Genomic DNA, 26,356 nt, shown 5'->3' with positions numbered 1-26,356 from the left:
GCTGAGTGGTGAAAGATAAAACGACCCATGCCTGCAGGCAGGGCTGAGGCGGCCATTCTATAAGAGCCGCTGCGGATGTGCTGTGCACTTTCTTGCGCATCCTCTTTCCCCTCTTCCTTTATTTCTCTCGGCATTTTTCGCGCTTTCCTACGCCAGCAGCCGAACTGCGCCGATGGCGCCTGGCCCGGCGCGCCCCTACAGTCTGTTCGTGGCAATGCCCCCGGCCCTGTGCACGCTGCAGGGATCAATCCATCAAGAAACGCGAGGAGATTCATGACCACCTCAACCCTTCACTCCCTCCCACCGGCCAGCAGCGAAGCCGTCAATCCCAATGGCTCCGGCGTCTCCTGGGGCGCCATCCTGGCCGGCGCCTTTGCCGCCGCCGCACTTTCCTTCATCCTGGTGATGCTGGGCTTCGGCCTGGGCTTTTCCTCGATCTCGCCGTGGTCCGGCCAAGGGATCTCGGCCAAGGCCATCGGCTACTCGACCGCCGGCTGGCTGCTCTTCACACAGATCGCGGCCTCCGCCATCGGCGGTTTTCTGGCCGGACGCCTGCGCGTGAAGTGGGCCGGCCTGCATACCCGTGAAGTGTATTTCCGCGACACCGCGCATGGCCTGCTGGCCTGGGCCGTGGCTTCGCTGGCTACCGCCGCCCTGCTGGGCTCGGCCGTGGGCAGCGTCATCTCCGGCGGCGCCAAGACCCTGGGTGCCGCAGGTGGCGCGCTGGGCGCTGGTGCTGTAACCACTGCCGCTGCCATGGGGCCGGACGGTGCGCAACAGGCGGGTAACCTGGCCGATCGCGCCTCGGGCTATTTCATCGATTCGATGTTCCGCACCGGCAGCAATGCCGCTGCGCCAAGCACCGGTGCGGCGCCCGCCGCGCCGCTGACTCCGCCTGCCGGTAGCGATGCCGCCAGCGCTTCTGCTATGGCACCGCTGGCCGCACCGACGCCCGCCGATGGCCGTGAACTGAGCTCGGCCCAGCGCATGGAAGTGGCACGCGTGTTCGGCTATTCGCTGGCCAAGCAGCAACTGGCCGACAACGACAAGCGCTATCTGGGACAGCTGGTGGCGCGCCACACCGGCCTGGCGCAAGCTGATGCCGAAAAGCGCGTCGCCGACACCTTTGCCGCCTACCAGCGCAATCTCGATGACGCTGCCGCCAAGGCCAAGGAAGCCGCCGATGCTGCTCGCAAGGCCGCGGCCTATGCGTCGCTGTGGATGTTCCTGGCGCTGCTGTGCGGGGCGTTTATCGCCAGCCTGCTGGCCACCTATGGCGGTCGCCTGCGTGACCGCAATGAGCTCTATGGCGAGCCGGTGCTGCATCACCCGGTGCACGATCCCCGCGTCGACGGACCCGAACACCAACTTTGATAGGAGACTGACATGGGCGCCATTCTGCTCTGGCTCTTGGGTATTCCGATTCCCATCATCCTGCTGCTGATCCTGTTGTTCTGAGCATCGTTGCAGCATCACCGTGAGAACGCCAAGGGCGGCCGCAAGGCTGCCCTTGCCCTTTGTCATGCCGCGATACGGTCCTGCTACTTCCTCATCAGCGGCCGTCGTCGGATGATGGTCAGCAGCCGCTGGGCCGCGGGTGACAGGTAGATGTCGCGGCGGTAGGTCAGCCCCATGCGACGCAGCATGGTGGTTTCCTTCAGGACCACTTCGCGCAGATGGCCGCGCCCGGCCTGCAGGTTCAGCTTGGAAGCAAAGCCCAGCAGGTTGCTGCGCTCGATCAAGGGCATGATCATGTTGAGCACCGTAGGCATGATCTGCACGGTGGGCCGGGGCAGATGATGGCGATCGAACACGTTGTCCAGCCACTGGCGACTCAGCACCGACTGCGCCGGCAGCACCCACTGGTACTCCAGCAGATGGCGCAGCTTGATGCGGCGCTCGAAGATGGGATGGTGCGGACTGGCCATGACCACCATCTGGTCCTGCATGATCTCTTCGGTATGGAACACCTCATCTTCCTGGATCATCGGCCCCAGCACGATATCCAGCTCACCGGTCTTCAAGCCTGCCAGCAGCACGTCGTTCATCGAGACCTTCAGTTCGATAGTGACCTTGGGCGCCTCTCTCAGCAACTCCTGGCACAGACCCGGCAGGATGTGCTCGGCCAGGGTGGGAATGCAACCCAGGCGGATGTTGCCTTCGCGGCCGTGGGCGTAGTCGCCGATCTCGCGCGCGGTCTCATCCATCATCAGGCTGATCTGGCGCGCCCGGTTCAGCAGCGCCTGGCCCACGGCGGTCAGACGGATACCCCGACCGGCCCGCTCGAACAGTGGTGCGCCCAATTGTTCTTCCAGACGATCAATGCATTTGGTCAGCGCCGGCTGGGTCTTGAAGAGCCGTTCGGCAGCGCGTCCTACGTGGCCTTCCTCAGCAATGACGGCAAAATACTTGAGGTCGCGGAAGTCCATGATTCATTCCTCAAAGTTATTGAATCTAAAATAAAAGCAAATATACATTAAATATCCTGCCGCGTAGACTGCGCTCCAAACAAGAACCTTGCCCGTCAGTGGCAACGACAATATGGAGACCATTACGATGCCTGACCAGCCTTCGCGGCGCCATTTCCTGCGCCGCAGTATCCGCTTCGCCGGCGCCCTGGGCGCGGCTACCTATATGCCCATCGCCCTGGCACAGAATGTGAGCTATCCGCATTCTGCCGGCGACGCACTTCCCGTGGCTCGCCTGCCGGCCAATGCTTGCGATTGCCATATGCACATCTACGATGCGCGCTTCCCCTGGGCGCCCGGCGCCAAGCTGTTGCATCCGCCCGCCACCGTGGCCATGTACCGCCAGATACAGCAACGCCTGGGCAGTACGCGCAACGTCGTGGTGACGCCCTCCGCCTACGGCGTGGACAACCGTTGCACCCTCGATGCCCTGGCCCAGTTCGGCGCCACTGCGCGCGGCGTGGCGGTGGTCAACGACCAGGTCAGCGATGAGGAACTGCAGCGCCTGCATCAGGCCGGGGTGCGCGGTCTGCGCTTCAACCTGGCGCTGGGTTCGGTGACCACCGTGGCGATGATGGAACCGCTGGCGCGCCGCGTAGCAGCGCTGGGCTGGCATCTGCAGGTGAACATGTCCAATGAGGTCTTGCTGGCCAATGGCGCCTTGCTGGCACGACTGGCGGTGCCGGTGGTGTTCGATCACTTTGCCCGTATTCCGCTACAGGCAGGCGCTGGTGATCCGGTGTTCGACCTGGTGACCTCCTTGATGCGCGAGCAGCGCGCCAGCGTCAAGTTGTCCGGTGCCTATCTCTTTAGCAAGCGCGGTGCACCTGCTTACGAAGACGTGGCGCCGCTGGCCCGCGCGCTGGTCGAGGTTGCGCCCACCCAGGTGGTGTGGGGCAGCGACTGGCCGCATCCGACCGAACAGCACAAGCCCGATGATGCGCGCTTGCTGGATGCGCTCATCGGCTGGCTGGGATCGGAACAGATGATCCATACCGTGCTGGTGGACAACCCCGCCCGTCTCTACCACTTCTAAGGGAAGCTCCCATGTCACAGGCATCGATCAATTCCATCGCCAGCGCGCCCGTCAGTACCGCCGCCGTGAGCGAACAGGCCACCATGAAGAAGGTGATGCGTCGCCTCATCCCCTTCATCCTGCTGTGCTACGTGGTCAGCTACCTGGACCGCATCAACGTCGGCTTTGCCGCGCTGACCATGAACAAGGAACTGGGCCTGACCCCCTCGCAGTTCGGTCTGGGCGCGGGTCTGTTCTTCATCGGTTATTTCTTCTTCGAGATTCCCAGCAACCTGGCCCTGCATCGCTTTGGCGCGCGCATGTGGATCTCGCGCATCATGATTTCGTGGGGCCTGATCTCCATGGCCACTGCCTTCGTGGTCGGTCCCAAGAGCTTTGCGCTGGCGCGCTTCCTGCTGGGCATGGCCGAGGCCGGATTCACGCCGGGTATCTATCTGTATTTCACGCAGTGGTTCCCTGGGCCCTGGCGTGCCAAGGCCACGGCTTTCTTCCTGATCGGCATTCCGGTGGCCAACATCATCGGCTCGCCGCTCTCGGGCGCGCTCATGGAGCTGCATGGCATGTGGGGCTTCCAGGGCTGGCAGGTGCTGCTGTTGCTGGAGGCCTTGCCGGCGGTGTTGCTGGGCGTGCTGTGCCTGTTCCTGCTGCCGGACCGTCCGGCCAAGGCCAACTGGCTGAACCCGTCCGAAAAGCAATGGCTGGAAAATGAATTGTCCACCGAGCAGAACGTACTGGCCCAGCGCCACGGCAACAAGTTGAAGGATGCCTTCACCAACTGGCGCGTGTTCGCCCTGGCCGGCGCCAACTTCTGCGGCATCATCGGTTCGCTCAGCATCGGCTTGTGGCTGCCGCAGATCATCAAGGAATTCGGCCTGCCTGCGCACCAGGTCGGCCTGGTGGCGGCCTTGCCCTACGTGGTCGGTGCGATTGCCATGACGTTGTGGGCCCGGCTGGCCAATCGCAGCCAACGCCGCCTGCTGTTCGTGGCCGGGGCCATCGTGCTGGCCGCGGTTTCGCTGGCAGTATCGGCCTTCCTGCATACGCCCTTGCTGAAGATGCTGGCCATCACCGTTGCGGTGGCGTCCATCCTCTCGTTCCAGGCCACCTTCTGGGCCATTCCCTCGGGCTTTTTGACCGGTCGCGCTGCAGCCGGCGGACTGGCGCTGATCGTCTCCATCGGTAACCTGGGCGGCTTCGTCGGTCCCTCGGTGATCGGTTTCATCCGTGAGGCGACCCAGGGCTTCACCTATCCGCTGCTGTTCGTGGCCGGTGCGCTGCTGCTGGGTGCGGTCATCACGCTGGCGCTGGGCGATCCTGCCCGTGTGCACTCCACTTCCAAGGAAACATCATGAGCTTCTTTGCCCCGCCGCCGGTGGTCGATGCCACCGTCTTCACCCGCCTGCCGGATCATTTCCGCACCCCCCGCAAGAATGCCTGGGGCGATGCCAACCGCGGCGGCCTGCCCATCGATTCCTTCCTCGAAGGTCCGTCCTTCGACCGCCAGGGCCGGCTGTATGTGACCGACATTCCCTATGGCCGCATCTTCCGCATTTCCATGGACGGTCAGTGGGAACTGATCACCGAATACGACGGCTGGCCCAATGGCTTGAAGATCGACAAGAATGGTCGCATCGTCATCACCGACTACAAGCGCGGCCTGGTGCAGCTCGATGCCGATACCGGCACGGTCACGCCGCTGCTGGAGACGGTCGGCTCGGAAGGCTTCAAGGGCGTCAATGATCTGGTGTTCGGCCCCAAGGGTGAGATCTATTTCACCGACCAGGGCCAGACCGGCCTGCAGGACGCCACTGGCCGGGTCTACCGGCTGGACCCCAATGGTCAGTTGACCTGCCTGATCAACACCATCCCCAGCCCCAACGGCATCGTCTACGATCCGGCGCTCAATCACTTGCTGGTGGCAGTCACGCGGGCCCAGCAGATCTGGCGCATTCCGCTGCATCACAACGGTGTGGTCGGCAAGGTCGGAGTGTTTGCCAACCTGCATGGCGGCATGGCCGGTCCCGACGGCTTGGCGCTGGATGCCGAGAGCTGCCTGTACATCGCGCATACCGGTTTCGGTTCCATCTGGCGCTTGTCCAAGTTTGCCGAACCGCTGCTGCGCATCCGTTCCACTGCAGGTATCTCCACCACCAACCTGGCCTTCGGTGGCCCGGATGGCAAGAGCCTGTTCATTACCGAATCCCAGACCGGTTCCATCCTGCGCGCCGAGGTACCGGTGGCCGGTCTGCCCATGTATTCCCACGCCTGAGCATCGGCGTCATCACGCATTGTCAACTTACCGTAAAGGATCATCATGAGTACGCAACCCGACTTCATCCGCGACTTCGAACGTGTCGATGCCGCCATCGTCGCCCAGGCTTCCGAATTTGCCGCCTCCATCCTGGCTGACGTAGCCGGTCGTCGTGGCACCCTGTGCAGTCGCGTGGCGCCGCTGTCGCCTTCCATGCGTGTGGCCGGCCCGGCACTGACGGTGGAAGTGCGCCCCGGCGACAACCTGATGATCCACGCCGCCATGGCCATCGCCAAGCCGGGCGACGTGCTGGTCATCGATGGCAAGGGCGATGAGACTTGCGCACTGATGGGCGAGATCATGGTCTCGCAGTGCAAGGCCAGCGGCCTGGCCGGCATCATCATCTACGGTTCGGTGCGCGATACCGAAGCGCTGCGCGAGATCGGCTTCCCGGTCTATGCTGTGGGCGCCAATCCCAATGGTCCGACCAAGAACATCGCCGGCCGCGTCAACTGGCCGATCTCGGTGGGCGGCACCGCCGTGGCGCCGGGTGACCTGATCGTGGGCGACGCCGATGGCGTGGTGGTGGTCGAGCGCGAAAAGGCGGCCTCGCTGCTGGCCGCAGCCGCCAAGAAGGTGGCCGACGAAACCAAGCGCTTGACTGAAATCCGTGGCGGTGGCCCGCTGCGTCCGACCTGGCTGGAAAGCGCGCTGCGCAAGGGTGGCGTGCTGGCCGAAGGAGAGTCGCTGTGAGCGCCAGCAAGAAGGAAGTGATCATCGTCACCGGCGTGGACCTGGCGCCGGCCGCCGTGGCTATCCTGCGCGACTACCAACTGGTCTACGCTGGCGCCAAGCCGACCGAGGATGACCTGGTCCAGCTGGCACAACAGCACCAGCCGGTGGCCATCATCGTGCGCTACGGTGGTGTCAGTGCGCGCGTGATGGATGCCAGCCCGGCGCTGCGTGTGATCTCCAAGCACGGCACCGGTATCGACACCATCGACAGCCAGGCTGCGCAGCAGCGTGGCATCGTGGTCAAGGCTGCCGCCGGCGCCAATGCCCCGGCCGTGGCCGAGCATACCTGGGCGCTGATCATGGCCTGCGCCAAGAACGTGGTCGGGCTGGATCGCCGGATGCGCGACGGCCACTGGGACAAGTCCACTCACAAGAGCCTGGAGTTGAAGGGACGTACCTTGGGCCTGGTCGGCTTGGGCGCCATCGGTCGCCGCGTGGCCGCAGTCGCGGTGGCCCTGGAGATGCCGGTGCTGGCCTACGATCCTTATGCCAAGGAAGCACCGCAGGGCGTGCAACTAGTCGATCTCGATACGCTGCTGGCCGGCTCCGACGTGGTCTCGCTGCATTGCCCGCTGACGGCCGAGAATAAGCATATGATCAATGCCCAGTCGCTGGCGCGCATGAAGGATGGCGCCATCCTGGTCAACACCGCGCGCGGTGGCTTGATCGATGAACAGGCCTTGATCGCCGCGCTGGGCTCGGGCAAGTTGCTTGCCGCCGGGCTGGACAGCTTCGAGAAGGAACCCTTTGCCGCGCCTCATCCGCTGCAGCAGGTCGGCAATGCGATCCTGAGCCCGCACATCGGTGGCGTGACCACGGATGCCTATATCGCCATGGGCACCGGCGCGGCCAGCAACGTCCTGGCCGTGTTGAACACCCAGGCCCAGCCTGCCTGATCCATCATCACTACGGGCTAGCCGCCGAGACAGGCGGCGCCCACTTCCGAGAGAGAGACATGGAGACCATCCAAGACGAAAAGCGGCTGGAGCGGGAAACCGTCCGCAAAGTCACCTGGCGCTTGTTGCCATTCCTGATGCTGTGCTATCTGTTTGCCTTCATCGATCGCGGCAACATCGGCATGGCCGCGCTGCAGATGAATCACGATCTGGGGCTCTCGCCCAAGATGTTCGGCTTTGCCAGCAGCCTGTTCTTCATCGCTTACTTCATCTTCGAGGTGCCCAGCAACCTGGCGCTGCAGAAGTTTGGCGCCCGCAAGTGGCTGGCGCGCATCATGATCACCTGGGGCTTGATTTCTGCCAGTACCGCCCTGGTACAGGGCCCCCATTCGCTGTACGTGGCGCGCTTCATCCTGGGGGCGGCCGAGGCCGGCTTCTTCCCCGGCGTGGTGCTGTACCTGACCTACTGGGTGCCCTCGGCTTACCGGGCGCGCATGGTGGCCTTGTTCATGGTCGCCATTCCGGCGGCCAGCTTCGTGGCCTCGCCGGTGTCGGCCTTGCTGTTGCAGATGGATGGCATCGGCGGGCTGCGCGGCTGGCACTGGCTGTTCGTGTTGGAAGGCTTGCCGACCGTGCTGCTGGGGGTGGTCTGCCTGATGTTCCTGACCGATCGTCCAGAGCAGGCGCGCTGGCTCGATGAGCACCAGCGCAATTGGCTGGTGGCCACCATGAACCGCGAGGCTGCCAGTCGCGCCGCCAAGCAGCACATCCCGCTGTGGAAGCTGTTCAGCCAGCCGCATGTATGGGGCATGGCCCTGGTGTGCGCCTGCGCCTCGGCGGCCGGTTCGGTCTTGAACGTATGGCAGCCGCAGCTGCTCAAGTCCTTCGGCCTGTCGGTGATGCAGACTGGACTGGTCAATTCCATCCCTTACCTGATCGCCTCGGTGCTGATGGTGTGGTGGGGACGTCATTCGGACCGCAGCGGCGAACGTCGCTGGCATACCGCCATCCCGCTCATGCTCATCGGCGGCGGCCTGGCCTGCGCCACGTTGATCCACTCGCTGATCCCGGTGGTGTTGATGCTCACGCTGGTGTTGATCGGTGCCTATTGCTTCAAGGGGCCGTTCTGGGCCATGGCCACCAACTGGCTGGCGACCGGTTCGGTGGCGGCCGGCCTGGCCGGCATCAATGCCGTCTCCAACCTCATTGGCGGCGGTTTGATGGTCAACGTCTATGGCTGGGTCAAGGGTGCCACCGGCAGCTTCGCGCTGGCACTGCTGCCGCTGGTGGGCCTGTCGGTATTGAGCGTGGCGATCCTGCTGTTCTTGTCGCGCAAGTCGCGTACACCGGCTGCCACGGTCGCGGCGACGGCCAAGCCAGCGGCGCATTGATCAGCCGCCGCGCTGTAGAAAACAAAAAGCCGCAGCCGCCTTGCGCAAGCAGGCGGCTTTTTTGAGACTCACCCCTTTAGCACTTGAGGCAAAATTCCACCGCATGACGATGTGGCTCACATTTCACTACGGCGAGGAAGCAAATCCTGCTCTACGAGCCTTATTTCAATGGAGGTAGCCACCTTGATGTGCTCCTCGTTTTGCACCGAAAAGGGCTCGTCCATGATACTAACGACGATAGTCCCTTTTTGTTTCCCAGTGCTGTCCTCAACGGGAATCAACTCCTGCGCTTCAGGAACCTGAGAAGCTTTAATCACTTTGGGGAGATAAAGCATCCAGCCAACGCCCGGACGATCGTCAAATACCTTATGTATCGCATCATAGGGCGGATCGGTGACGGAAATGAAAGGTGCTGGCCAAATCTCCAACAATCCCTTCACTACCTGAATCATCTTCGACTTTTCCATTAGCGCCGGAACAGACGTAGATTGAAGGCTGAAGGTGGACTTGGAAGGGTATTCACGTACAACCAGAGTGTGATTCATCAAAATTGAGCCCTCTTCAAGGAGTCCATTCCAAACGGCCATTGAGCGAACATCCTTCTCGTCACGGTCTTTGTCCTCCTCTTTGAAAATGGCTAATGCAGCTTGAGATGGACCGTCATCATCGAATGCTTTGTTTCGCAATGAATTTTCTGGAGTATCTGCGGGCGGGCACCAGTCGGCCATAGGTACGCCAACTTGGTCTAACAAAACGGCTGTACGCCACAGCATTTTCAACTGCCCAGAAACATCCGGGAGCGTGCTTTGCTCATAGCGATAAGAAAACTTGATGTCCATAAATCTCAAGGCATATAAATTGAATTGATGCGAATCAGATCGTCTTCTGCAAAAGCGCTTTTCATGGAGAGGTACATTGTCTTCTCCATGAAATACCAGTTCAGCGCAGCCGGAAAAATCATGCTTTATGACCGAGAAATTTTAGGAAGCAGGTCGCTTTTTTCGTTGTACGTTGGTGGGGATCAGGTGAAGCCGAACAGCGCGGCCGGATTGTGCACCAGGATCTGTTCGCGGGTGGCGGCATCCGGCGCCCAGGCGGACAGCAGGTCGAACAATACGGCGTCATCGGGCTTGATCTTTTCGGTCGGATGCGGCCAGTCGCTGCCCCAGATCGCGCGCTGCGGTGCTGCCTGCACGTAGGCGCGTGCCAGCAGGCTGGTATCGGGATAGTCGGGTGGACCCTGCAAGGTATCGGCATAGGCTTCGGACAGCTTGATCCAGGTATGCCCCTGCCGCAGCAGGCGCAGGATGGCTTGCGCGCCCGGGTGCTCCAGACCGGCCGGCTGCGGGATGCGGCCCAGGTGATCGATCACCACCGGTGTGGGCAGGCCAGCCAGCACCGCTTCATGCTCGGCAATCTGCGCTCCCGACATCAACACCTGCACATGCCAACCCAGCGGCGCGATCTTTTCGGCAGTACGACGCAGCCGCTCCACCGTGGTGATGCCCCAGGTCTGGGGTGACAGGAAATTGACGCGCACTCCGCGCACGCCCAACTGGTGCATCTCCTGCAATTGCGCCATCGGCACCTCATCTTCGATGACCACGATACCGCGTGCACGCGTGCCGAACTGGCGCAGGGCGTCGAGCAGACAACGATTGTCGCTGCCATAGGTAGAGGGCTGCACCACCACGTGACGGGCGATGCCCAGCTTGGCCATGAGCAGGCGATAGTCCGCCACGGTGGCGCCATCCGGGCGGCCCCCGCGCCAATGCGGCGAGACCGGGAAACGTGCATCGTAGATATGGTGATGGCTGTCGCAGCTCAAGGCCGGCGCCGTCAGCCGCGGTGGCTGCTGCCCCGCCGAATTGGGAACGCTTTGCGCCAGTGCAGCGCGCAGGCCGCTACAGGCCAGCAGGCTGCCGGCCAGGAAATGTCTTCTGCTTAGCATGAGTCTCCTTGGTTTTTTCGTTGTCGGACGCAATCACGCCCGGCTAGTGAAGAGCCGGGCGTGCAGGTCTGTGACCAGAAGTCTAGCGATGCGGGCTAGCGAGGACTATTTGCTTTTGTTTTGCCATTGATAACTCGCAGGAATGATTGCCGCAGGGCAGCCACGGTGCTTCATGGCACGCCCTGCAGGCCGTCCTGCTGCCGTCATACCCCGAAAATGGTGGCTGTATTGACGCTGTTGTACACCACGTTCTGCAAGTGCAAGGTATAGGTCAGCGTCCCCGGTCCGGCCCCATCCAGATCGATCACCAGGCGCGTGTCGTTAGCCGTGGGGCCGGCGGAGGCCGTCACGAAACGCGACAGGTTGGCCGCGGTAAGGTTCTGGTTGAACACCTGTACCTTGTCCACCCCCAGCGTGAAATCGCCCACGGTCGCGGCCAGGTTGTCGCTACGGCCAAAGGAGCCGACGATGATCCTATCGTCTCCCGTACCGGTCTGGATGAAGGTGGCCGCACCGGCGCGGGTCGCACCGACGACGATGTCGTCATTGCCGTTGCCGCCCATGATATCGCCCGCCGCTTGCGCAGCCCAGTACCACCCCAGCTTCAAGCCCTGCACTGCCGTGCTCTGCCCGAGGTTTTCACCGTTGGAGCGCGAGGCCGTGACGGTGAGGTCGCGGTACAGGCCCGGCGCCAGGGCTGCGGCCGGCAGGGTGATCGAGAAGTCGCCCGCCGCCACTTCATCGAAGGCCAGCACCTTGCCGCCCATTTCGATGGTCACAACGTAACGGTCGCTACTGCCGCCCCCGCCGACCTTACCCGAGAATACCGGACCACTAGCGGGATGGCCGAAGGCGGTCGAGCTATCGAGGTCGTTGAGGGTGACATAGCTGGACTCGGAGGCGTTGAGCGCCCGCGCCGAAGCGGGCGCCTGGTTGCTGCTGCGCACGGCCAGGTCGGTCAGGGTCACCGCATTGCTGCCGCTGGCCACCGATACGTGTTGCGCGGCGCCGTTGACGGTATTGCCGGCCGTATCGGTGTAGCGCGCCACGATGTCATGCTCGCCCGGCGCCAGGCTTTGCACCACTGTCAGGTTCACGGCCTTGTTGCCGGGACCGACATCGTCACTGGTCAAGACCTTGCGCGCCAGCATGGTGCTGCCCTCGAACAGCGCCACCACGTCGCCCACGGCGGCGCGACCGCCGTCATAGCCGACCTGGATGGTCGGGGTCTTGTTGGGGCGGTTGGTGTCGATCTGGTAGAGCAGGCCGATATTGGCCAGATCGATGCCGGTGCGGCTCTCGTCCGCGGCGGGTGTGGCCTGGTACAGATCCTGGCGGCCCAGGGAGAAGCTGCCCAGGTGGTCGATGAAGAGGTCATCGGCTGCCTTGCCCGTTTGCCTTTTCAGCGTGAAACTGAGCCAGGCGCCCAGCACGTCGCTGCCCGCTCCTTGCTGCATGACGGCCAGTTTCTGTCCGGAGGCGAGCGACTGATTGAACAGGTTGTAGCTCTTCTGGTTGGGGTCGCTCCTGTCGGCACTGCCCACGATGGCGGTGCCGCCCCATTCGGCCGAGATGCCGCGGATCGCCGCCAGGAAGCTGGCCGCGCTGGTAAAGCCTGTGGGCAGCGGCGTGGGGATCCCTTCCCCCTTGGTCAGGTTGTGCGGGTGGGTCACGGGGTAGAACGTGCTGCCGAAGATATCTTCCATCTTGACCAATCCGAAAGCCTTCTGCGAACCCGGCACCAAGACCGTGTTCAACTGGGTCGGCGCGACGTCGTCCAGCGACAGCACCAGCTCGCCTCGGGCCACGTTGCTGGCCTGGTCTACCAGTTCGATGGGGATGATGCGTCCCACGGCAGGCGGCGTGAAGCTGTACCTGAGCGATTCCAGGATGGCCTTGACCTGCAGGCCATCAAGCGCCCCTCCACCGGTGCGGCTGATCGTGAACTGACGGGTGGAGGCAACGTAATGCAGTTCCACGCCGTTCACGCCACCCAGGTTGCCGCCGGTGAAGTCGAAGTTGTTGCGGGTGGTGAAGCGCTCATTGCCCAGGATCAGGTTGTCGTTGCTGGCGTCGCTGCCGCCAGGCAGGGTCAGGCGCACCATGGCGATGTCCTGGGCAATCGGCGCGGCCATCTCGCCGTTGATGAGTTTGACGCCATTGGCCGCATCGGCCAGCCTGAAGGACTGGCTGCTCCGTGTCTGGATGCCGGCGGCGTTGGCGTCCAGGTCCAGGATCGGCGCGACAGTGTCCACTGCCAGGATAGCGCGCGAGGTGATGCCGGCCCCACTGGAGGGGCTCACCAGCGTAATGTCCATGCTGCGCTCTATATTGGCCTGGCTGCTGCTCTGGAGCTTGATCCCTTCCACGATGGCTTTGACTTCCGCACTGGTCAGTGCAGCGCCGCTTTCCTTGCGGATGACCGTCAGGCCAGGACGATCAGGTGACAGGAACCACAGTAAGCCGGTCACACCACCGATGGCACCGTGGAATACACCCGGCTGGGATGGTGAGCTGTTGACGACATCGGCGAAGATGATGCGGTCGGTGCTGTTGTCGATACCGTTGAAGCTCACCGCGATACCACCGATGACCGCCGTTGGCGGCACGACATTTCCGGCAAAACTCGTTGCTCCGGCAAACGTCGAGAGTTGATTGCTGGCGTTGACATAGCGGGTGCTGGTGGTCTGCACTCCGGCACGGCTGGCGTTCAGATCCAGTCCAAGTCCGCTGCCATCGGTCTGCACGGTCACCCGGTTCAGATCCACGCTGCGATGACCGCTGCCGTCACCGAGACTGATGTCGAAGCTGCGGGCTTTCACCTCGCTGCTGAAACTGGTGTTCTGCAGGCGCAGGGATTGCAGCACATTGCGTGCTTCGTCACCGGTGAAGGCGCCGCCGTCGGTCTTGGTGAGGGTCACCGTACTCTTGTTGGCGACGGTGACGATCTTGTAGCTCAGGCCAGCCACGCCGCCGATGCTGCGGTTATCGACCTGCGCCAGGTTGTTGTTGATGCCGACCAGGCGGTCCAGGAGCAGCGAGTCCACCGGGGAGGCCCCCCTATTGTCGGACACCAGTTCGATGAAGCGGATATCGCTGGCCTTCGGGGTGGCCAACTGCGGCATCAGGGAGACGCCATTGGCAGTGGCCACTTCGGCGTTGGTGACGGTAATGCTGCGGCTGGCCTGTACGCCATCGGTAAAGGCATCCAGATCCAGTTGCGGCGGTACGTTGGTGACCATCTGCAGCTTCAGGTTCGCTACGTCGCTGCTCCTGCCCTGGGCATCGATCTGCTTGACCTTGTAACCCCAGGCGGCATCGCGCGTGCCATTGGCATTGACCAGGTTCACACCATTGAGCCGGCTCTGGTGACTGGAGGCGCCATTGTTGCGCAGCAGTTCATCGGCCACCAGGCTGGCGCCGCGATTGACCGCCAGCCACGCGCTGACTGCCTCCGGCGTCTGCGCCGGCTGGCTGGAGGGCGCTTCGCGGAACCACTCGCTGCTGTCGTTCTTGCGCGAGATCACATAGCCGCCGCCAATGGCCGACCAGACGAACCAGTCGCCGGCCCCATTGCCGGTGCTATAGACCGGTTTGCTCAGGTCGATGGCGACCGCGCCCGTGGCCAGGTAGGCCGCGCTGAAGGGGACGCCGCCGCTGTTGCGCAGGGTCAGGACGTCGTCCGAGGACAGCAGCGTGTAGACCGCATTGGCCGTGGTATTGCCACCGGCAACCGTCTTCAGGCCGCTCACGGTCAGGTTGCGATTGAGATTGAAGCTGGCCTTGCCGGCGCTGTCGAAGCTCTTGCGCTCGATCTCGGTACCATCGTCGCGCGTCAACACCGCCACGCTGCCGCGCCGTCCGCTGAGCTCCAGCGTCACCGTCTTGTTGGGGCCGGTGGCCGCATCCACCACCACGGTGCCATCGGCCAGCGTCTTCAAGGGCGAGACTACGGTCACGCTCGGCGCTTCGATGCGGGTGACCAGGTTGAATTGCAGCACGTCGCTATCGGTCGTGTTGCCCGCCTTGTCGATCTGTCGTACCTGTACGCTCTTGACGCCATCGGTGTTGCCGTTGCCATCGATGAGGCCCTTGACCTTGAGGTTGTCGCCAGTACCTACGGTCCAGGTGGCGCCGCGATCCAGGCTGTATTCCCAGCGCGCACCGGCTTCGAGGTTGCCGATCCGCACCGTGCCATCGTCGGTGGCGCCGTTGTTGATGGCCGGCTTGGCCAGCGTCAGGGTGGGCTTGGCGGGGGGTGTGGTATCCAGCGTGAAGGTGAAGACATCGCTGGCCTGACTGACGTTGCCGGCCATATCCTTGGTACGCAGGAGCACACGCTTGAGACCATCCGCGCCCCCGTCCTTGCTACCCTTGATGGCGATGTTGATGTCGGTCCAGGCTCCGTTATCGACACTATATTCATAGATCACACCGGGTTCGTCCGGCGCGGTCGGTATCAACTGACCATTGTTGGTGATGCCGTCGGTCCTGGACTCACCAGTATCGATCCCCAATCCTGCCGGCGCAGGTTTGGCCGGTGCTTGTGTATCGAGTGTGAATCGGAAGACATCGCTGGCTTCGCTCACGTTGCCGGCGCGGTCGCGGCTACGCACGCGCACGTTCTTGTCGCCGTCACGGTCGCCATCCTTGAAGCCCTTGACGGGCTCGCTGAAGGAGGTCCACGCGCCATTGTTGACGCTGTATTCGAAGCGCAGATCGGCTTCGCTGGCCGGCGGCGGCAGCAGGTGGCCATCGTTGGTGCGCAGGTCGGTGCGGGAGGCACCGTTGTCGTTGGCCAGCGCAGCCTGGCCCGGCTTGGTCGGTGGGGTGGTGTCGAGCTTCATGGTCAGCACCGCGCTGGTGGTGGTGTTGCCGGCCGCGTCGGTCTGTCGCACGCGTAACTGCTTGTCGCCATCGCCGCTGACGGTGAAGCTGTTGCCGCTGCCATTGCTCCAGGTGGTGCCGCCATCGGTGCTGTATTGCCAGGTGCTATCCGCATCCAGGTCCCGCACGTTGATGTTGCCGTTATTGGTGATGCGCAGCACTTCGTCACCGCTGCTGTTGTTGGCCAGCGCCAGGAGCGGCGTGCGCGGCGGCGTGGTATCGACGGTGAACTCCAGCTTGCCGCTGGGATCGCTGACGTTGCCGGCGCGGTCGATCTGGCGCACCAGCAGGCTTCTGCGGGTACCGTTATCGGTGAAGTTGAGCGTGTTGTCGGCGGAAATGCCCTGGGTCGACCAGTTGCGGCCGTTGTCCAGGCTGTACTCCCAGGTGGCGCCGGCTTCCAGGTTGTCGATGCGTACCAGGCCGTTGTTGGTGATGCCATCGTTGTCCTTGATACCGGCGTCGCTGTGCAGGCGCGGCTCGGGAGCGTCGGGCTTGCGGGTGTCCAGCGTGAAGCTCAAGGGCGCACTCTCGGTACGGTTGCCGGCCAGGTCGAACTGGCGCACGATGACCGTCTTCTGGCCGTCGCCGGCCGGCAGGGTCAGACGACTGCCGGTGCCGGCGATGAAGCTGCTGCCGCCGTTGAGGGAATATTCCCAGCGGCCCAGCGGTTCCAGGCCCTCGACATCGATGTTGCCGCTGTTGCTGAACAGCCCCGTAGCAGCGTTGCCGCGCGCACTGGCCAGGACCAGGCGGGGCGCGGCCGGTGGCGTGGTGTCCATGGTGAAGCTCAAGCGGCTCACGCTGCCGGGGTTGCCGGCCTGGTCGAGTTGGCGCACTTCCACATACAGGTTGCGGTTCTGGTTGGGGTTCAGGCCAGCCGGGTTGAAGCTCGTGCCGTTGCCGTTGGTCCAGTCCGGGTTATCGGTGAAGTCGTTGCGGTTCACGCGCCATTGCCAGGTGGCATTGGGCTCCAGGCCGCTGATGCGGATAGTGTCGTTGTTGGTGACCGGCAGGTCGTTGACGGTGCCGCCGACGGTGGCCAGGGCGATGACCGGCGCGGCCGGGGCCGTGGTGTCCAGCGTCATGCTCAGGGTCTGTGCGGCACTGCGGTTGCCGGCGCTGTCGTACTGGCGCACGGTGAGGGTGTGTGCGCCCTGTTGCGTGACCTCGAAGCTGTTGCCCGAGCCGGTCTGGAAGGGACCATTGTCGATCTGGTACTCCCACTGCGCGCCTGGGGCCAGGTTGCTGACGTTGACCTTGCCCTGGTTGGTGACGCCATCCGTTTCGGAACTGCCGTTGTCCTTCTCCAGCTTGATCAACAGGTTGGCTGGCGGGGCCACGGTGTCGATGGTCACCTTGTGGGTCACCTTGATCGAATCGACCCCGGTGCTGGTGTTCCTGGCCTGCAGTTGCAAGACCTTTTCCACGCCATCGGCGCCGTCGGCGTTGAGGCGGGCCCAGTTCTCGCTGGTCAAGGTGTAACTCCATACCCACCGGTTGTTGCCCGCGTTGGTCACGGTGATGCCATTCTTCATGACCGTGCCATCGGGATAGAACAGCGTGAGCACATCGTTGGGTCCGGCGCTGCCGCTCAAGGTCACGCCAGCCGTGCGTTCGGCCAGGTTGATGACATCGTCGCCGGCCACCACGTTCCAGGCCGGCACGCCGGTCACGCTCAACACCAGCGTGCGTAACTGGCTGAAGGTATTGAGGCTGCTGCCGTTGTCAGGCAACTGCTCCAGCTGCTGGCGCAAGGTGGCCAGGCTGGCTGCCTCCACGTTGATGCCGATCAGGGTGAAGTCAGCCGCCTGCAATTGCTCGGCATTGCGCCCCTGTTCGGCCAGGGCCAGTTTCTGCACCAGGCTCACCAGTTGCTGGATTTCCTGGGGCGTGTCCACCGCACTGGCACGGCGGCTGTCGATGATGGAACTGAGCAACTGCACCGCATTGCCGGTGGCGCCGGGCGCGTTGCTATCGAGGGCCCTGAGCGAACTCATGTCCACGCCGATGCGCTCGAAGTCGTCCAGCTTGGCCAGGTTGGCGGTGTTGGTGTTGTCGGCGGTGCCATCGGCTTGTTGCAGCAGCAAGCGATAGGTATCGGCCACGGCTTGCAGCGCGTTGAGCTTGGCAACCGTGCTGCCGCTGACCGCGACCGTGGCCAGGGCGGCGTTGACGGCCTCGCGGTGGCCGTCATTGTCGCTCATGCCGGTGATGGCCAGGGCTTGGTAATCGGCCAGGGTGGGTGCGCTGCCGCCATTGGTGTCGGCGAAGGCGATCACGCGGGCATAGGCACTGCGCACGCTGGTGGCCAGGGTCTGCAATTCACCCAGGGTGTCGAAGTCGGCCGCACCCTTGGTTTGCAGCACGGCGACCAGGGCATCCCGTTCATCAGTGCTCAGGGTGCGCACGCCGAAGGTATCGAACTCGCTGCTGCTGGGGGCGTTGGCGACCGGCTGGTTGCGCGGCTGGCCCGCCAGGCCGATCAGCTTGGCCACGCTCGCGCCCAGGGCTTCGATCTTGGTCGGGCTGGAGACCTCTGTGGCCGGCACGCTGTCGATGAGCGAGATGAACAGCGAGAACAGGGCCGCATCCTTGGCAGTGCCGCCGCCGCTGGGCTGGGTCACGCCGGCAATGGTCACGCCGATGTCGCGGAACTGCTCGGCGGTGAGGGCCACGCCGGTGTCGCCGGCGCGGCCATTGGCGCTATCGAGGATGGCGTTGTAGGCTACGACGATGCGCTTGAGCTCGGCCGGAGTATCGGCCTGGGCAGCACTGATGCCGGGGCCATGCAGGGCGGCATTGATGGCCTCCACGCGCTCGGCACTGAGCAGTGCGGCGCGTGCCCCGTTGGCATCGGTGTCGTGCTGCGCCAAGCCGATGGCGCGATAGTCCGCGGCCGTGGGGGCGGGGGCATTGGGGAAGCGGCTTTCATCGGCATATTTCAGGATCTTGTCCTGCGCGATGCCGGCACGCTCGGCCAGGCTTTGCAGGCGGCTGACTTGGCTGCCGTCGCTGCGGCTGGCGGCAATGGCGGCGAGAATGGCCGGCAGGTGATGGCCGGCCGCGCCGCTGGCGTCGGAATAGGCCGTCAGATTCACGCCCAGCTCTTGCAGCTCGGCGGCGGTGAGGCTGTCCTTGACCACGCCCATGGAGGCGGAATCGCGCAGTGCCGTGATCAGGCCCAGCAAATGGTTCAGCTTGCCCGGCAAGGGCAGGGCAGTGCCGGCATGATCGCGGCCCAGTTCGACCAAGGGGCGGGCGGTGATGCTGTCGATCAACATCTCCAGGGCCACAGGGCCGGCATTGTCCACGTCACGATGCGGCAGGCCCAGCGCTTCCAGGTCGGCCACGGTCGGTCGCGCGTTGGCTTGCGGGACATGGCCGGACGTGCTGTCGACCACGTGCTGGGCGGCGTCGATGATGGTTTGCAGCAGCGCCGGGGTGTTGGCGCGATTGCCATCGATGGCCGACGATTGCAGGGCTTCGTTGAAGAGCTTGAGATATTCGGCATTGCTGTTGCTGCCGTTGACCGGCAGGCTCAGGCCGATGGCTTCCAGATCGGCGGCGGTGACGGCCTCGCCGCTATTGTCCTGGGCCAGCTTGACGATGCGGTTGCGGGCGCTGGCGGCCGCCTCGGCCAGGCCTTGCAGGGCAGTCAGCGAGACCAGGGCGCTGCCATCGTCGGCAGTGCTTTGCAGCTTGTTGAGCAGGAATGCCAGATTGTCGCCATTGACTGCGTTCACGCCCAGCCATTGCAGCTCGGCCACGCTGAGCGGGCTGCTGGGGGCGGGATAGTGCGCCGGTGTGGTGCCGGGTAGCGGGGCGACGGTGGTCACCTGCATCAACTGCTCCACGGTCAGTGCCAGCCGGTTCAGGCCAGCGACGGTGTTGATCTTGGTGACATCGGGCTGGGCGTGGATGACGCTGTTCAACAGTTGCAAGCCCTGGGACGCATTGACGGTGGGCAGTGCCACGCCGATGTTGAGGTAATCCTCGCGCAGCGGGGCGGCCCCGGCGGCAGTGCGCACATAGGCCATCAGCTTGGCGTAGCTGCCGGCGATGGCCGAGAGTTCCTCGATGCTGTTGACGCCACTCACATCGTGGGTGGCTGCGGTGTCTTCCGAGCTTGGTGCGCGGGTCACCGGATCGACGCTATTGCCTTTGAGACGCACTGCATTGAGGAAGGCCCAGCGCGTGGCGTCATCGGTGATCACCCCCAGCCCCAGGTTGTGCAGGCGGGTCAGGTCGAGGGTGAAGGCTTGTTGCGCCGAGACCGGATCGGCCGCGCTCTCGCGGGCCAGGCGGATCAGGTCGCCGACGGTGGCCGCCAGGCTTTCCAGGCGCTCTGGAGTGCCGACACCGGCCTTGGTCTGCGCGCCCACCACGCTGTTGAACAGGGCCAGCTTGTCGGCATCGATGGGGTTGGCCGGGGTGGCGCCAGCCAGGCTGTCCAGGTTCACGCCGATGGCGCGGTAATGGCTGGCCTGCAGCGCCGCACCGGAGTTGTCGCCCATGGCGCCATCGGCGGCGCTCAGGATGGTGTTGTAGGCCTGCACTACGGTCTTGAGTTTTGTGCGCGTTTCGACATCAGGCCCGGTCAATTTGGCCACGGCGGCGTTGATGTTGGAATGATTATTCATATCCACCGTCACCGCACCCGATCCAGCCGTAATTCCCGTGGCGACATAGTCGGCCAGGCTCGGTGGCGGGTTGGCGTTGCTGTCGTTGGCATAGGCGATGATGGCGGCCAGCGCGTCGTTGCCGCGGTCGAGCAGGCCTTGCAGTTCGGCCACGGTGTCGATCTGGTCGGCGTTTTTGCTGCGGATGGTCTGCACCAGCGCATCCAGGTTGCCGCCCTCGGCGCTCACTACCAGATTGTGCAGACCCAGCAGGCGCGCAGCCTCGGCCCATTTCTGGCGCCCCGCTTCGTCCAGCGTGCTCACGCCCCGGCCATCCAGGAATAGGGCCACGGCGGCGCCCAGGGCTTCCAGCTTGTTTAGGCTGTCGACCTGGTCGCGGCTCTTGTGCTTGAGGGCGTCGTTGAGCAGGCTCAGGTGTTCGGCCGTCTTGTCGCTGGGGCCGGCCGGGTCGGTCAAGCCCCAGATGGTCAGCCCCAGGGTGGTGTAGTGCGCGGCCAGCGGATCGTTTCCCGGCGTGGCGTCGTCCACCAGGTCTTGATCGCTGGCGGGGCGGTTGCCCGAAGTCGGCGTTTCGTTGGCTTCGGAGAGGATGCGCTCGAAGGCGTCCACGATGCCTTGCAGCAGCTCGGGGCTGGTCACCTGGGCCGCGCCGATCTTGGCGCCGGCCAGGACGGAATTGAGCGCGCTCACGCCCACCCGGTCTGCGCCGGTCACGCCCATACCGGTGTAGTCGGCCAGGGTCGGGGCGTTCTGGGCGGCATCCTCGGCATAGGCGTTGATGCGGGTTTGCGCGTTGCGGGCGGTGTCGGCCAGGGTCTGCAGTTCAGCCAGGGTATCGACCTGGCTGCCATCGTCGCGGCTGGCGCGCAGTACGGCCAGTACCGCGGCCATGCTATCGGCACGCAATCCGCTCACGCCCAGTTGGCCCAGCGCGCTCTGCAAGGCTTGGGCGTGATCGGCGGCAGTGGCGGGCAAGTCGCTCAGGTCGTCGGCGGCGATGTGGATGACGGTGTCGCTGGCGCGCACCAGCGGCAGCAGCTTGTTGACCGTGTCGATATCTTCACGTCGCTTGCCACCGTTGGCCAGGGCCGAGTTGAGCAGGCTCAGGCTGGCGGTGGTTTGCGGCGGGGTGACGCCAATGGCTTCATAGTCGCTCGCTGCCGCCGTCGGACGGGCTGCGTTGCCATTGCCGATCTGCGCCAATATGACGCGATAGGCATTGACGATGCTTTGCACCTGCGCGGGCAGGCGCACCTGCTCGGCGTCGATGGCGGCGCTTGCCAGCGCGGAATTGATTGCCCCCAACAGCAGGGCGTCGTCCACCCCGGTCACGCCGAGGATCTGGTAGTCGCCCGGCAGTGGTTCGCTCTGGGTGGCGTCATCGGCATAGCGGCTGATGCGCTGGGCGCTGCCCAGGGCGTTGCTGGCGCGCGCCGATAGCAATGCCAGGGTATTGACTTGGCTGCCGTCATCGGCGGTGGCGGCAATGGACGGCAGGACGATGCGCAATTGATCGGCCGTCAGTTCGGGGCTCAGGTGCAGGCGCTTCCATTCGTCGGCGCTGATGGTATCGGACTTGCCAGCGGCAATGCGGATGATGCGGCTGGCGATGTCGGCCAGGCTGTCGAGCTCGGCCACGGTATCGACTTCATCACGGTTGCTGCGGTCGATGGCATGGCTCAGCAGGGTGGCGGCATTCTGTCGGGCGGCTGCGTCGGCCGCCGTCGGGAACTGGCTGAGCAGGCTTTTGACGCCAACCCGGCTGTAGTCGGCCTCGGTCGGCAGGACGGCGGTATTGCTCATGCCATCGGCGGCGTTGAGGATGGCGGTATAGGACTTGACCAGCGCGGCGATCTTGCTCCACGCATCGACGGCTTCCACGCCCACCTTGGAGAGGGCGTCGTTGATCGAGGTCAGGCGCTCGGCGGTGACTTCGGCACCGGCGGCACGCAGCTCTGGATGGTTGTACTGAGCGATGGTCGGGGCCAGCAGCGACGGGTTCTCAGGATCGATGGGCGTGATGTGCTGGGCGAAGTTCATCAGCGTCTGCAGCGTGCCCAGGTCGAGTGCGACGATGGCGCTGATCTCGGCCAGGGTATCGACCACGCCATCGACCGTGTGATTGTCGCGCAGCGAGGCCGGAACTTCACGCAATGCGGCAGCCATCCGGGCGACGTTGTCGGTGGTCACACCACGGATGCCCAGGGCGCTGAAGTCCTGCGGTACCAGCGGGGTGGGCAGGTTGTTGCCGGCGGCATGTTGCGTCACGCGCTGGGCCGCGGCGGCGATGCTCTCCAGCAGGGCCGTGGTGGCCACTTCGTTGAGCCCTTTGCCATCGATGACCTGACCGGTCACGCGCGCCCCCGCTGCGCTCAATGGAGTACTCACGCCCAGGGTGCTGTAGTCGGCCGCGCTGGGCAGGGCGGACTCGGCGCTGTTGCCGGGGATGCCATCGGCCAGTGCCGCCACGCGCGCGGCGGCGGCCACGATGTTGCGCAGTGCGGCGATGGTATTGGTGCGGGCCACCGGCAGGGTCTTCAGTGCGGCATTGGTGAGCGTCAACGTGGACAACTGGTCGGTGCCGAAGATGGCCATGCGTTCGAAGTCGCTGGTGGTGGGGGCCGGGTTGCTGTCGTTGTCGCCGTACACCGAGGCCTTGGCCAGGGCGTTGCTGGCGGCGGTGATGGTGCTGTTGATCAGCAGCTTGAGACTGATGGCTTCATTGACCTTCTCCGGGTCAGCCACGGCGGCCACGGCGCGCACCACGGCCGGCACGAAGGCGGGATCGATGGTCCGTTCCATGATCTCCGACAGGCGGGTCGTGCCATCGCTCTTGATGAGTGCGGCCTGGGCCTGTTCCAGGGCCAGGTCGCGTGTAGCCTGCGCCTGTTGCAGCGTGCTCTGCGCCGCCGTCAGGAGGGTCTGCTTGGCGGCCTTGTCTTCGGCGGCGCCCTGGTTGTAGGCTTCCTGCGCCCGGATGACGTCGGCCTTGGCCTGCTCCACCGCCTTTTCGCGGTTGGCCAGCAGCACGGTCTGCTCGATCACGCGGGTGCTGTCGGCGATGAAGGTCTGGGTGGTGTCGGTGAAGTTGCCAGCCTGGTCGAGCTGGCGCACCTGTATCCGCGCCTTGCCATTGCCGCGCAGGGTCTCGCCGATCAGTTGCAACTGGTCGCCGGCCTGCCAGCGAATCCAGCTGCCATGCACGACCGGTATCCGTTCGCCATTGGGGCGCACCAGTTGCAGTGTGCCGGCGTCGGTGCCGGTGCCATTCAAGAGCCGCAGATGGACTTCGGTACCGGCTTCGAAGGGGGCCAGCGGCTGCAGCGTGATCTGGGTCTGGCTGGAGATGCCGTCCTGGTTGCTTGCGCCATCGTCGCGGTTGTCAGCCATGTTCAGTTGCACCTGGGCCGGTGCGGTCTTGTCCAGCGTGAAGCGCAGCGGCGTGTCCATCTCGCGGGCATTGCCGCGACCTTCGCCCGATGGGTTGCCGGTGGGCAGGATGCGCGCCTTGATCCACACGGGGCCCTCGCTGTTGGTGAGGTTGCGGGCCACGTATCGGACCTGGCCATTGCTCTCGGTGCGTTCCACCGCCAGTTCGGCCGGATCGATCCAGTTACCGTAGCGCGGTTTGCCATCGGGGCCAACGCCGGTGGCCACGGCGAATTGCAGGTGCTCTTCGGGCTTGAGCAGGCGGGTCAGCACCACGCGCACGGCGGCGTCGCTGGTGATCTGGTCATCGTTGCCCAGGGGCGTGGTGCGCAGCGGATCGTTACCGTCACCGCCGCCGTAGAAGCTGTCGTTGACCAGCACGATCTGGTTGACGGCGAAGTCGGCCAGGCCGGGCGGGGTGTTGAGGTCGATGCGCACGTCGACGTGGTTCTTCCAGACGTTGTCGTTGACGCGGCTATTATCGCCATCGGTCACCGTGACCCGCGCCGAGACCGGACGCTCGCGCGTCATCTGCTTGAACAGGTCGATGGCGGCCTGGTCGGCCTTGAGGACGGCAAAGCCGCTGTTGTCGGCGGTACTGACCGGCAGCTTGACGCTCAATTCCTTCCCCTGCACGTCATGGCCGATCAGGGTCACTTCGACCTTGGATTGCGGCGGTGCCTTCACGGCCAGGCCACCGTCCAGGATTTGAGCTTGGTCCAGCACCATCGCGCCGTTGCTGGACGGCGGCTGCCAGGGGGCCGCACCCGGCGTGGTGTTCTTGATCAGGATGGTGGGTTCGAGGATGCCGATGTGGTTTTCCAGCAGGTAGTCGGTCACGCTGCTGCCGTTGGGCAGCTTCTGCAGCGACTCAAGGAGGGTGCGCGCTCGCTGGCGCTGGTCGTCGCTCAGGCCGGTATCGTTGGCGCGGGCGTTGAGGCGTTCGCTGAAAAGGTCGGCCTGGGTAATGGCATCGCTCCACTTCAGTTTGCTCAGCAGGGCATCGCTGAACTGCAGGCTGTCGGCCAGTTTCTGGATGGCTGCACCCTGGTCGACATAGCGGCCGGGGTCGGTCTGTGTCAGGTTGGCGATCGCCTTCAAGGCGATACCATAGTTGCGTCCGGTGGTGCTATTGCTGCGGGCGAACTCGGGATTGAGTACGGCGGTGCCCTGGGCATCGGTGGTGGTCAGTGGCACGACTTCACCGGAGGTGATGTTGACCTTGAAGAGGGCGCTCACTGCCGCATTGGCGCCGGCCACCATGGTGGCGCCGACCTGGCTGGCGGCCAGGTTGGTCTGGCCGGCCGCCAGCCCTGCCTTGAGCGTGGCCAGTTCGGTCAGGGCCGTGACATTGATGGTCTGGTTGCTGCCATCGGCCAGCACCACCGAGCGCAACACGGTATTGCCCAGGTCGGTGATGCGCATGGTGGCTTCATCGGCGAAGTTGTCGGCCACGCCCGGTGTATTGTCGCGCACGACCAAGAGCAACAGGCCCTTGTAGCCGGGCTGGTCCAGCACCAGCGAATAGCGGCCATTGATCACCGGTACCGCCTTGCCGATGATATGGCCCTGGCTGTCGTAGGCGGTGATGGTGGCGTTGTTGAGTGGACCCAGTGCGGTCGCGCCAGAGAGGGTGGCGGGAGGCACCGGAGGGGCAGGCGGAGTCGTATTGGCGGCGTTGTTGCCAGGGTTGCTGGCCGCTGTCGCGCCGCTCCCGCCGCCACCTCCACCTCCGCCCCCGGCGGCGGCCAGCAAGGCAAGGCCGCCGGCCACCACCGGCCAGGAAATGCTGGTGCCTGTATCGTTGCCGGTGGTGGCACCCGGGTCGGCCAACGATGGCGAGGAGAAAGAAGACGGCGTGCGCGCCGCACTACCGGCATCGGCCTGCTCGCTCAAGCTGCCGCCGGACTTGCCGGCGGCGCTGGCCAGGGCCTCGGTGGGTTTGCCTTCGTCAAGCTCCAGCTTGAGCGGGGCGTCTTCCACATCCTTGTCCTTCTTGCCGGCCTCACCCTTGGTCACGCGCTTGATGCCGTAGCGGGTGATTTCCTTGGAGGTGACGGTGAGGGCGGCGTCAGCGGGTACTTCGATATGGTTCAGTTTCTCGAACACCTCGCCCAGTGCCACATCGCCATCGGCGAATTCCAGTTGCACCTGGGGCGTATTCACGGCACTGACGGCGCCGCGGCTGATGATGATCTTGTGGCCGTTTTCCAGCACGAGGACCAGATCGAGGTCAATGGCACGCACGTCCTTGATGTCGCGTTTGTAGATGGTGCGCAGCAGGCTGCTGGCTTCGGTCAGGTTCAATACGGTAATGGTCATGATGGCTGTCTTGTGGTTGAGAACATGCCGGATCGCATCGTCCGACATGCATGTTGATCACGACTACGCCAACCGCAGGGCGATAAATACCAGGCTGCTATCCGAAAGGACAGCAGCATGACGATCATTGCGATTGAGACAGGACTGTCCGGATGAAGGGTCTGCTCTCGGATCAGTGGGGCGAAGCCTGTCTCGGTGGAGGAGTGATGAAGCGCTGTCCGCAGCGCACGCCAGTGTTCCTTGTCTTGTTTTCTTGTGGATTCACCGGGCGCAGCTTGCGTGACTGA

11 protein-coding genes are annotated in these 26,356 nt (G+C 64.2%); 7 read left to right on the top strand and 4 right to left on the bottom strand.

The genetic code is table 11. From position 1 onward, the window contains the following. Window positions 1-273 precede the first annotated feature (273 nt). Window positions 274-1,374 carry a hypothetical protein gene (locus RC54_RS23385; protein ID WP_058897190.1) on the top strand — a complete coding sequence of 367 codons (1,101 nt, stop codon included), beginning with the start codon at window positions 274-276 and terminating at the stop codon, window positions 1,372-1,374. A gap of 167 nt (window positions 1,375-1,541) precedes the next feature. Here the strand turns inward: RC54_RS23385 and RC54_RS23380 are convergent, their stop codons facing one another. After that, window positions 1,542-2,429 (bottom strand): LysR family transcriptional regulator, encoded by an 888-nt coding sequence (locus tag RC54_RS23380; protein WP_058897189.1) that lies wholly within the window; start codon window positions 2,427-2,429, stop codon window positions 1,542-1,544. A gap of 127 nt (window positions 2,430-2,556) precedes the next feature. Here RC54_RS23380 and RC54_RS23375 point away from each other — a divergent pair, with 127 nt between their 5' ends. The 6 genes from RC54_RS23375 to RC54_RS23350 are packed head-to-tail and all read left to right on the top strand — an operon-like array spanning window position 2,557 to window position 8,837. Beyond that, window positions 2,557-3,504: an amidohydrolase family protein gene (locus tag RC54_RS23375; protein WP_058897188.1), complete on the top strand. Its 948-nt coding sequence runs from the start codon at window positions 2,557-2,559 to the stop codon at window positions 3,502-3,504. Window positions 3,505-3,515: 11 nt separating this feature from the next. Next, the gene (locus RC54_RS23370; protein WP_061788512.1) at window positions 3,516-4,856 is read left to right on the top strand and encodes an MFS transporter; all 1,341 of its coding nucleotides are present in this window, start codon (window positions 3,516-3,518) and stop codon (window positions 4,854-4,856) included. Next, window positions 4,853-5,773, top strand: a complete 921-nt coding sequence (locus RC54_RS23365; RefSeq protein WP_058897186.1) for an SMP-30/gluconolactonase/LRE family protein — start codon at window positions 4,853-4,855, stop codon at window positions 5,771-5,773. The genes RC54_RS23370 and RC54_RS23365 overlap by 4 nt, the downstream gene beginning before the upstream one ends. A 45-nt stretch (window positions 5,774-5,818) precedes the next feature. Continuing rightward, window positions 5,819-6,508, top strand: a complete 690-nt coding sequence (locus RC54_RS23360; RefSeq protein WP_058897185.1) for an RraA family protein — start codon at window positions 5,819-5,821, stop codon at window positions 6,506-6,508. Beyond that, window positions 6,505-7,446: a hydroxyacid dehydrogenase gene (locus RC54_RS23355; RefSeq protein WP_058897184.1), complete on the top strand. Its 942-nt coding sequence runs from the start codon at window positions 6,505-6,507 to the stop codon at window positions 7,444-7,446. Before RC54_RS23360 ends, RC54_RS23355 begins: the two co-directional genes overlap by 4 nt. Before the next feature lie 59 nt (window positions 7,447-7,505). After that, window positions 7,506-8,837 carry an MFS transporter gene (locus tag RC54_RS23350; RefSeq protein ID WP_058897183.1) on the top strand — a complete coding sequence of 444 codons (1,332 nt, stop codon included), beginning with the start codon at window positions 7,506-7,508 and terminating at the stop codon, window positions 8,835-8,837. A gap of 116 nt (window positions 8,838-8,953) precedes the next feature. Here RC54_RS23350 and RC54_RS23345 read toward each other — a convergent pair whose 3' ends face one another. The 3 genes from RC54_RS23345 to RC54_RS23335 form a co-directional block, all read right to left on the bottom strand. Beyond that, on the bottom strand, window positions 8,954-9,676 hold the full coding sequence (locus RC54_RS23345; protein WP_058897182.1) for an immunity 52 family protein: 723 nt from the start codon (window positions 9,674-9,676) through the stop codon (window positions 8,954-8,956). A gap of 182 nt (window positions 9,677-9,858) precedes the next feature. Continuing rightward, window positions 9,859-10,788 (bottom strand): amidohydrolase family protein, encoded by a 930-nt coding sequence (locus RC54_RS23340; RefSeq protein WP_061788511.1) that lies wholly within the window; start codon window positions 10,786-10,788, stop codon window positions 9,859-9,861. Between the two features lie 203 nt (window positions 10,789-10,991). Continuing rightward, window positions 10,992-26,069 (bottom strand): adhesin, encoded by a 15,078-nt coding sequence (locus tag RC54_RS23335; RefSeq protein WP_061788618.1) that lies wholly within the window; start codon window positions 26,067-26,069, stop codon window positions 10,992-10,994. Window positions 26,070-26,356: the final 287 nt, after the last annotated feature.

Origin of the sequence: Herbaspirillum rubrisubalbicans, assembly GCF_003719195.1 — a bacterium.
Classification (GTDB): Bacteria; Pseudomonadota; Gammaproteobacteria; order Burkholderiales; family Burkholderiaceae_D; genus Herbaspirillum; species Herbaspirillum rubrisubalbicans.
The sequence above is the reverse complement of the archived record's forward strand: the minus strand, read 5'-3'. Positions and strand labels throughout refer to the sequence as shown.

Coding starts and splice junctions, on each gene's coding strand:
- RC54_RS23385 (WP_058897190.1), top strand. CDS start 274: ATGACCACCTCAACCCTTCACTCCCTCCCACCGGCCAGCAGCGAAGCC.
- RC54_RS23380 (WP_058897189.1), bottom strand. CDS start 2,429: ATGGACTTCCGCGACCTCAAGTATTTTGCCGTCATTGCTGAGGAAGGC.
- RC54_RS23375 (WP_058897188.1), top strand. CDS start 2,557: ATGCCTGACCAGCCTTCGCGGCGCCATTTCCTGCGCCGCAGTATCCGC.
- RC54_RS23370 (WP_061788512.1), top strand. CDS start 3,516: ATGTCACAGGCATCGATCAATTCCATCGCCAGCGCGCCCGTCAGTACC.
- RC54_RS23365 (WP_058897186.1), top strand. CDS start 4,853: ATGAGCTTCTTTGCCCCGCCGCCGGTGGTCGATGCCACCGTCTTCACC.
- RC54_RS23360 (WP_058897185.1), top strand. CDS start 5,819: ATGAGTACGCAACCCGACTTCATCCGCGACTTCGAACGTGTCGATGCC.
- RC54_RS23350 (WP_058897183.1), top strand. CDS start 7,506: ATGGAGACCATCCAAGACGAAAAGCGGCTGGAGCGGGAAACCGTCCGC.
- RC54_RS23345 (WP_058897182.1), bottom strand. CDS start 9,676: ATGGACATCAAGTTTTCTTATCGCTATGAGCAAAGCACGCTCCCGGAT.
- RC54_RS23340 (WP_061788511.1), bottom strand. CDS start 10,788: ATGCTAAGCAGAAGACATTTCCTGGCCGGCAGCCTGCTGGCCTGTAGC.
- RC54_RS23335 (WP_061788618.1), bottom strand. CDS start 26,069: ATGACCATTACCGTATTGAACCTGACCGAAGCCAGCAGCCTGCTGCGC.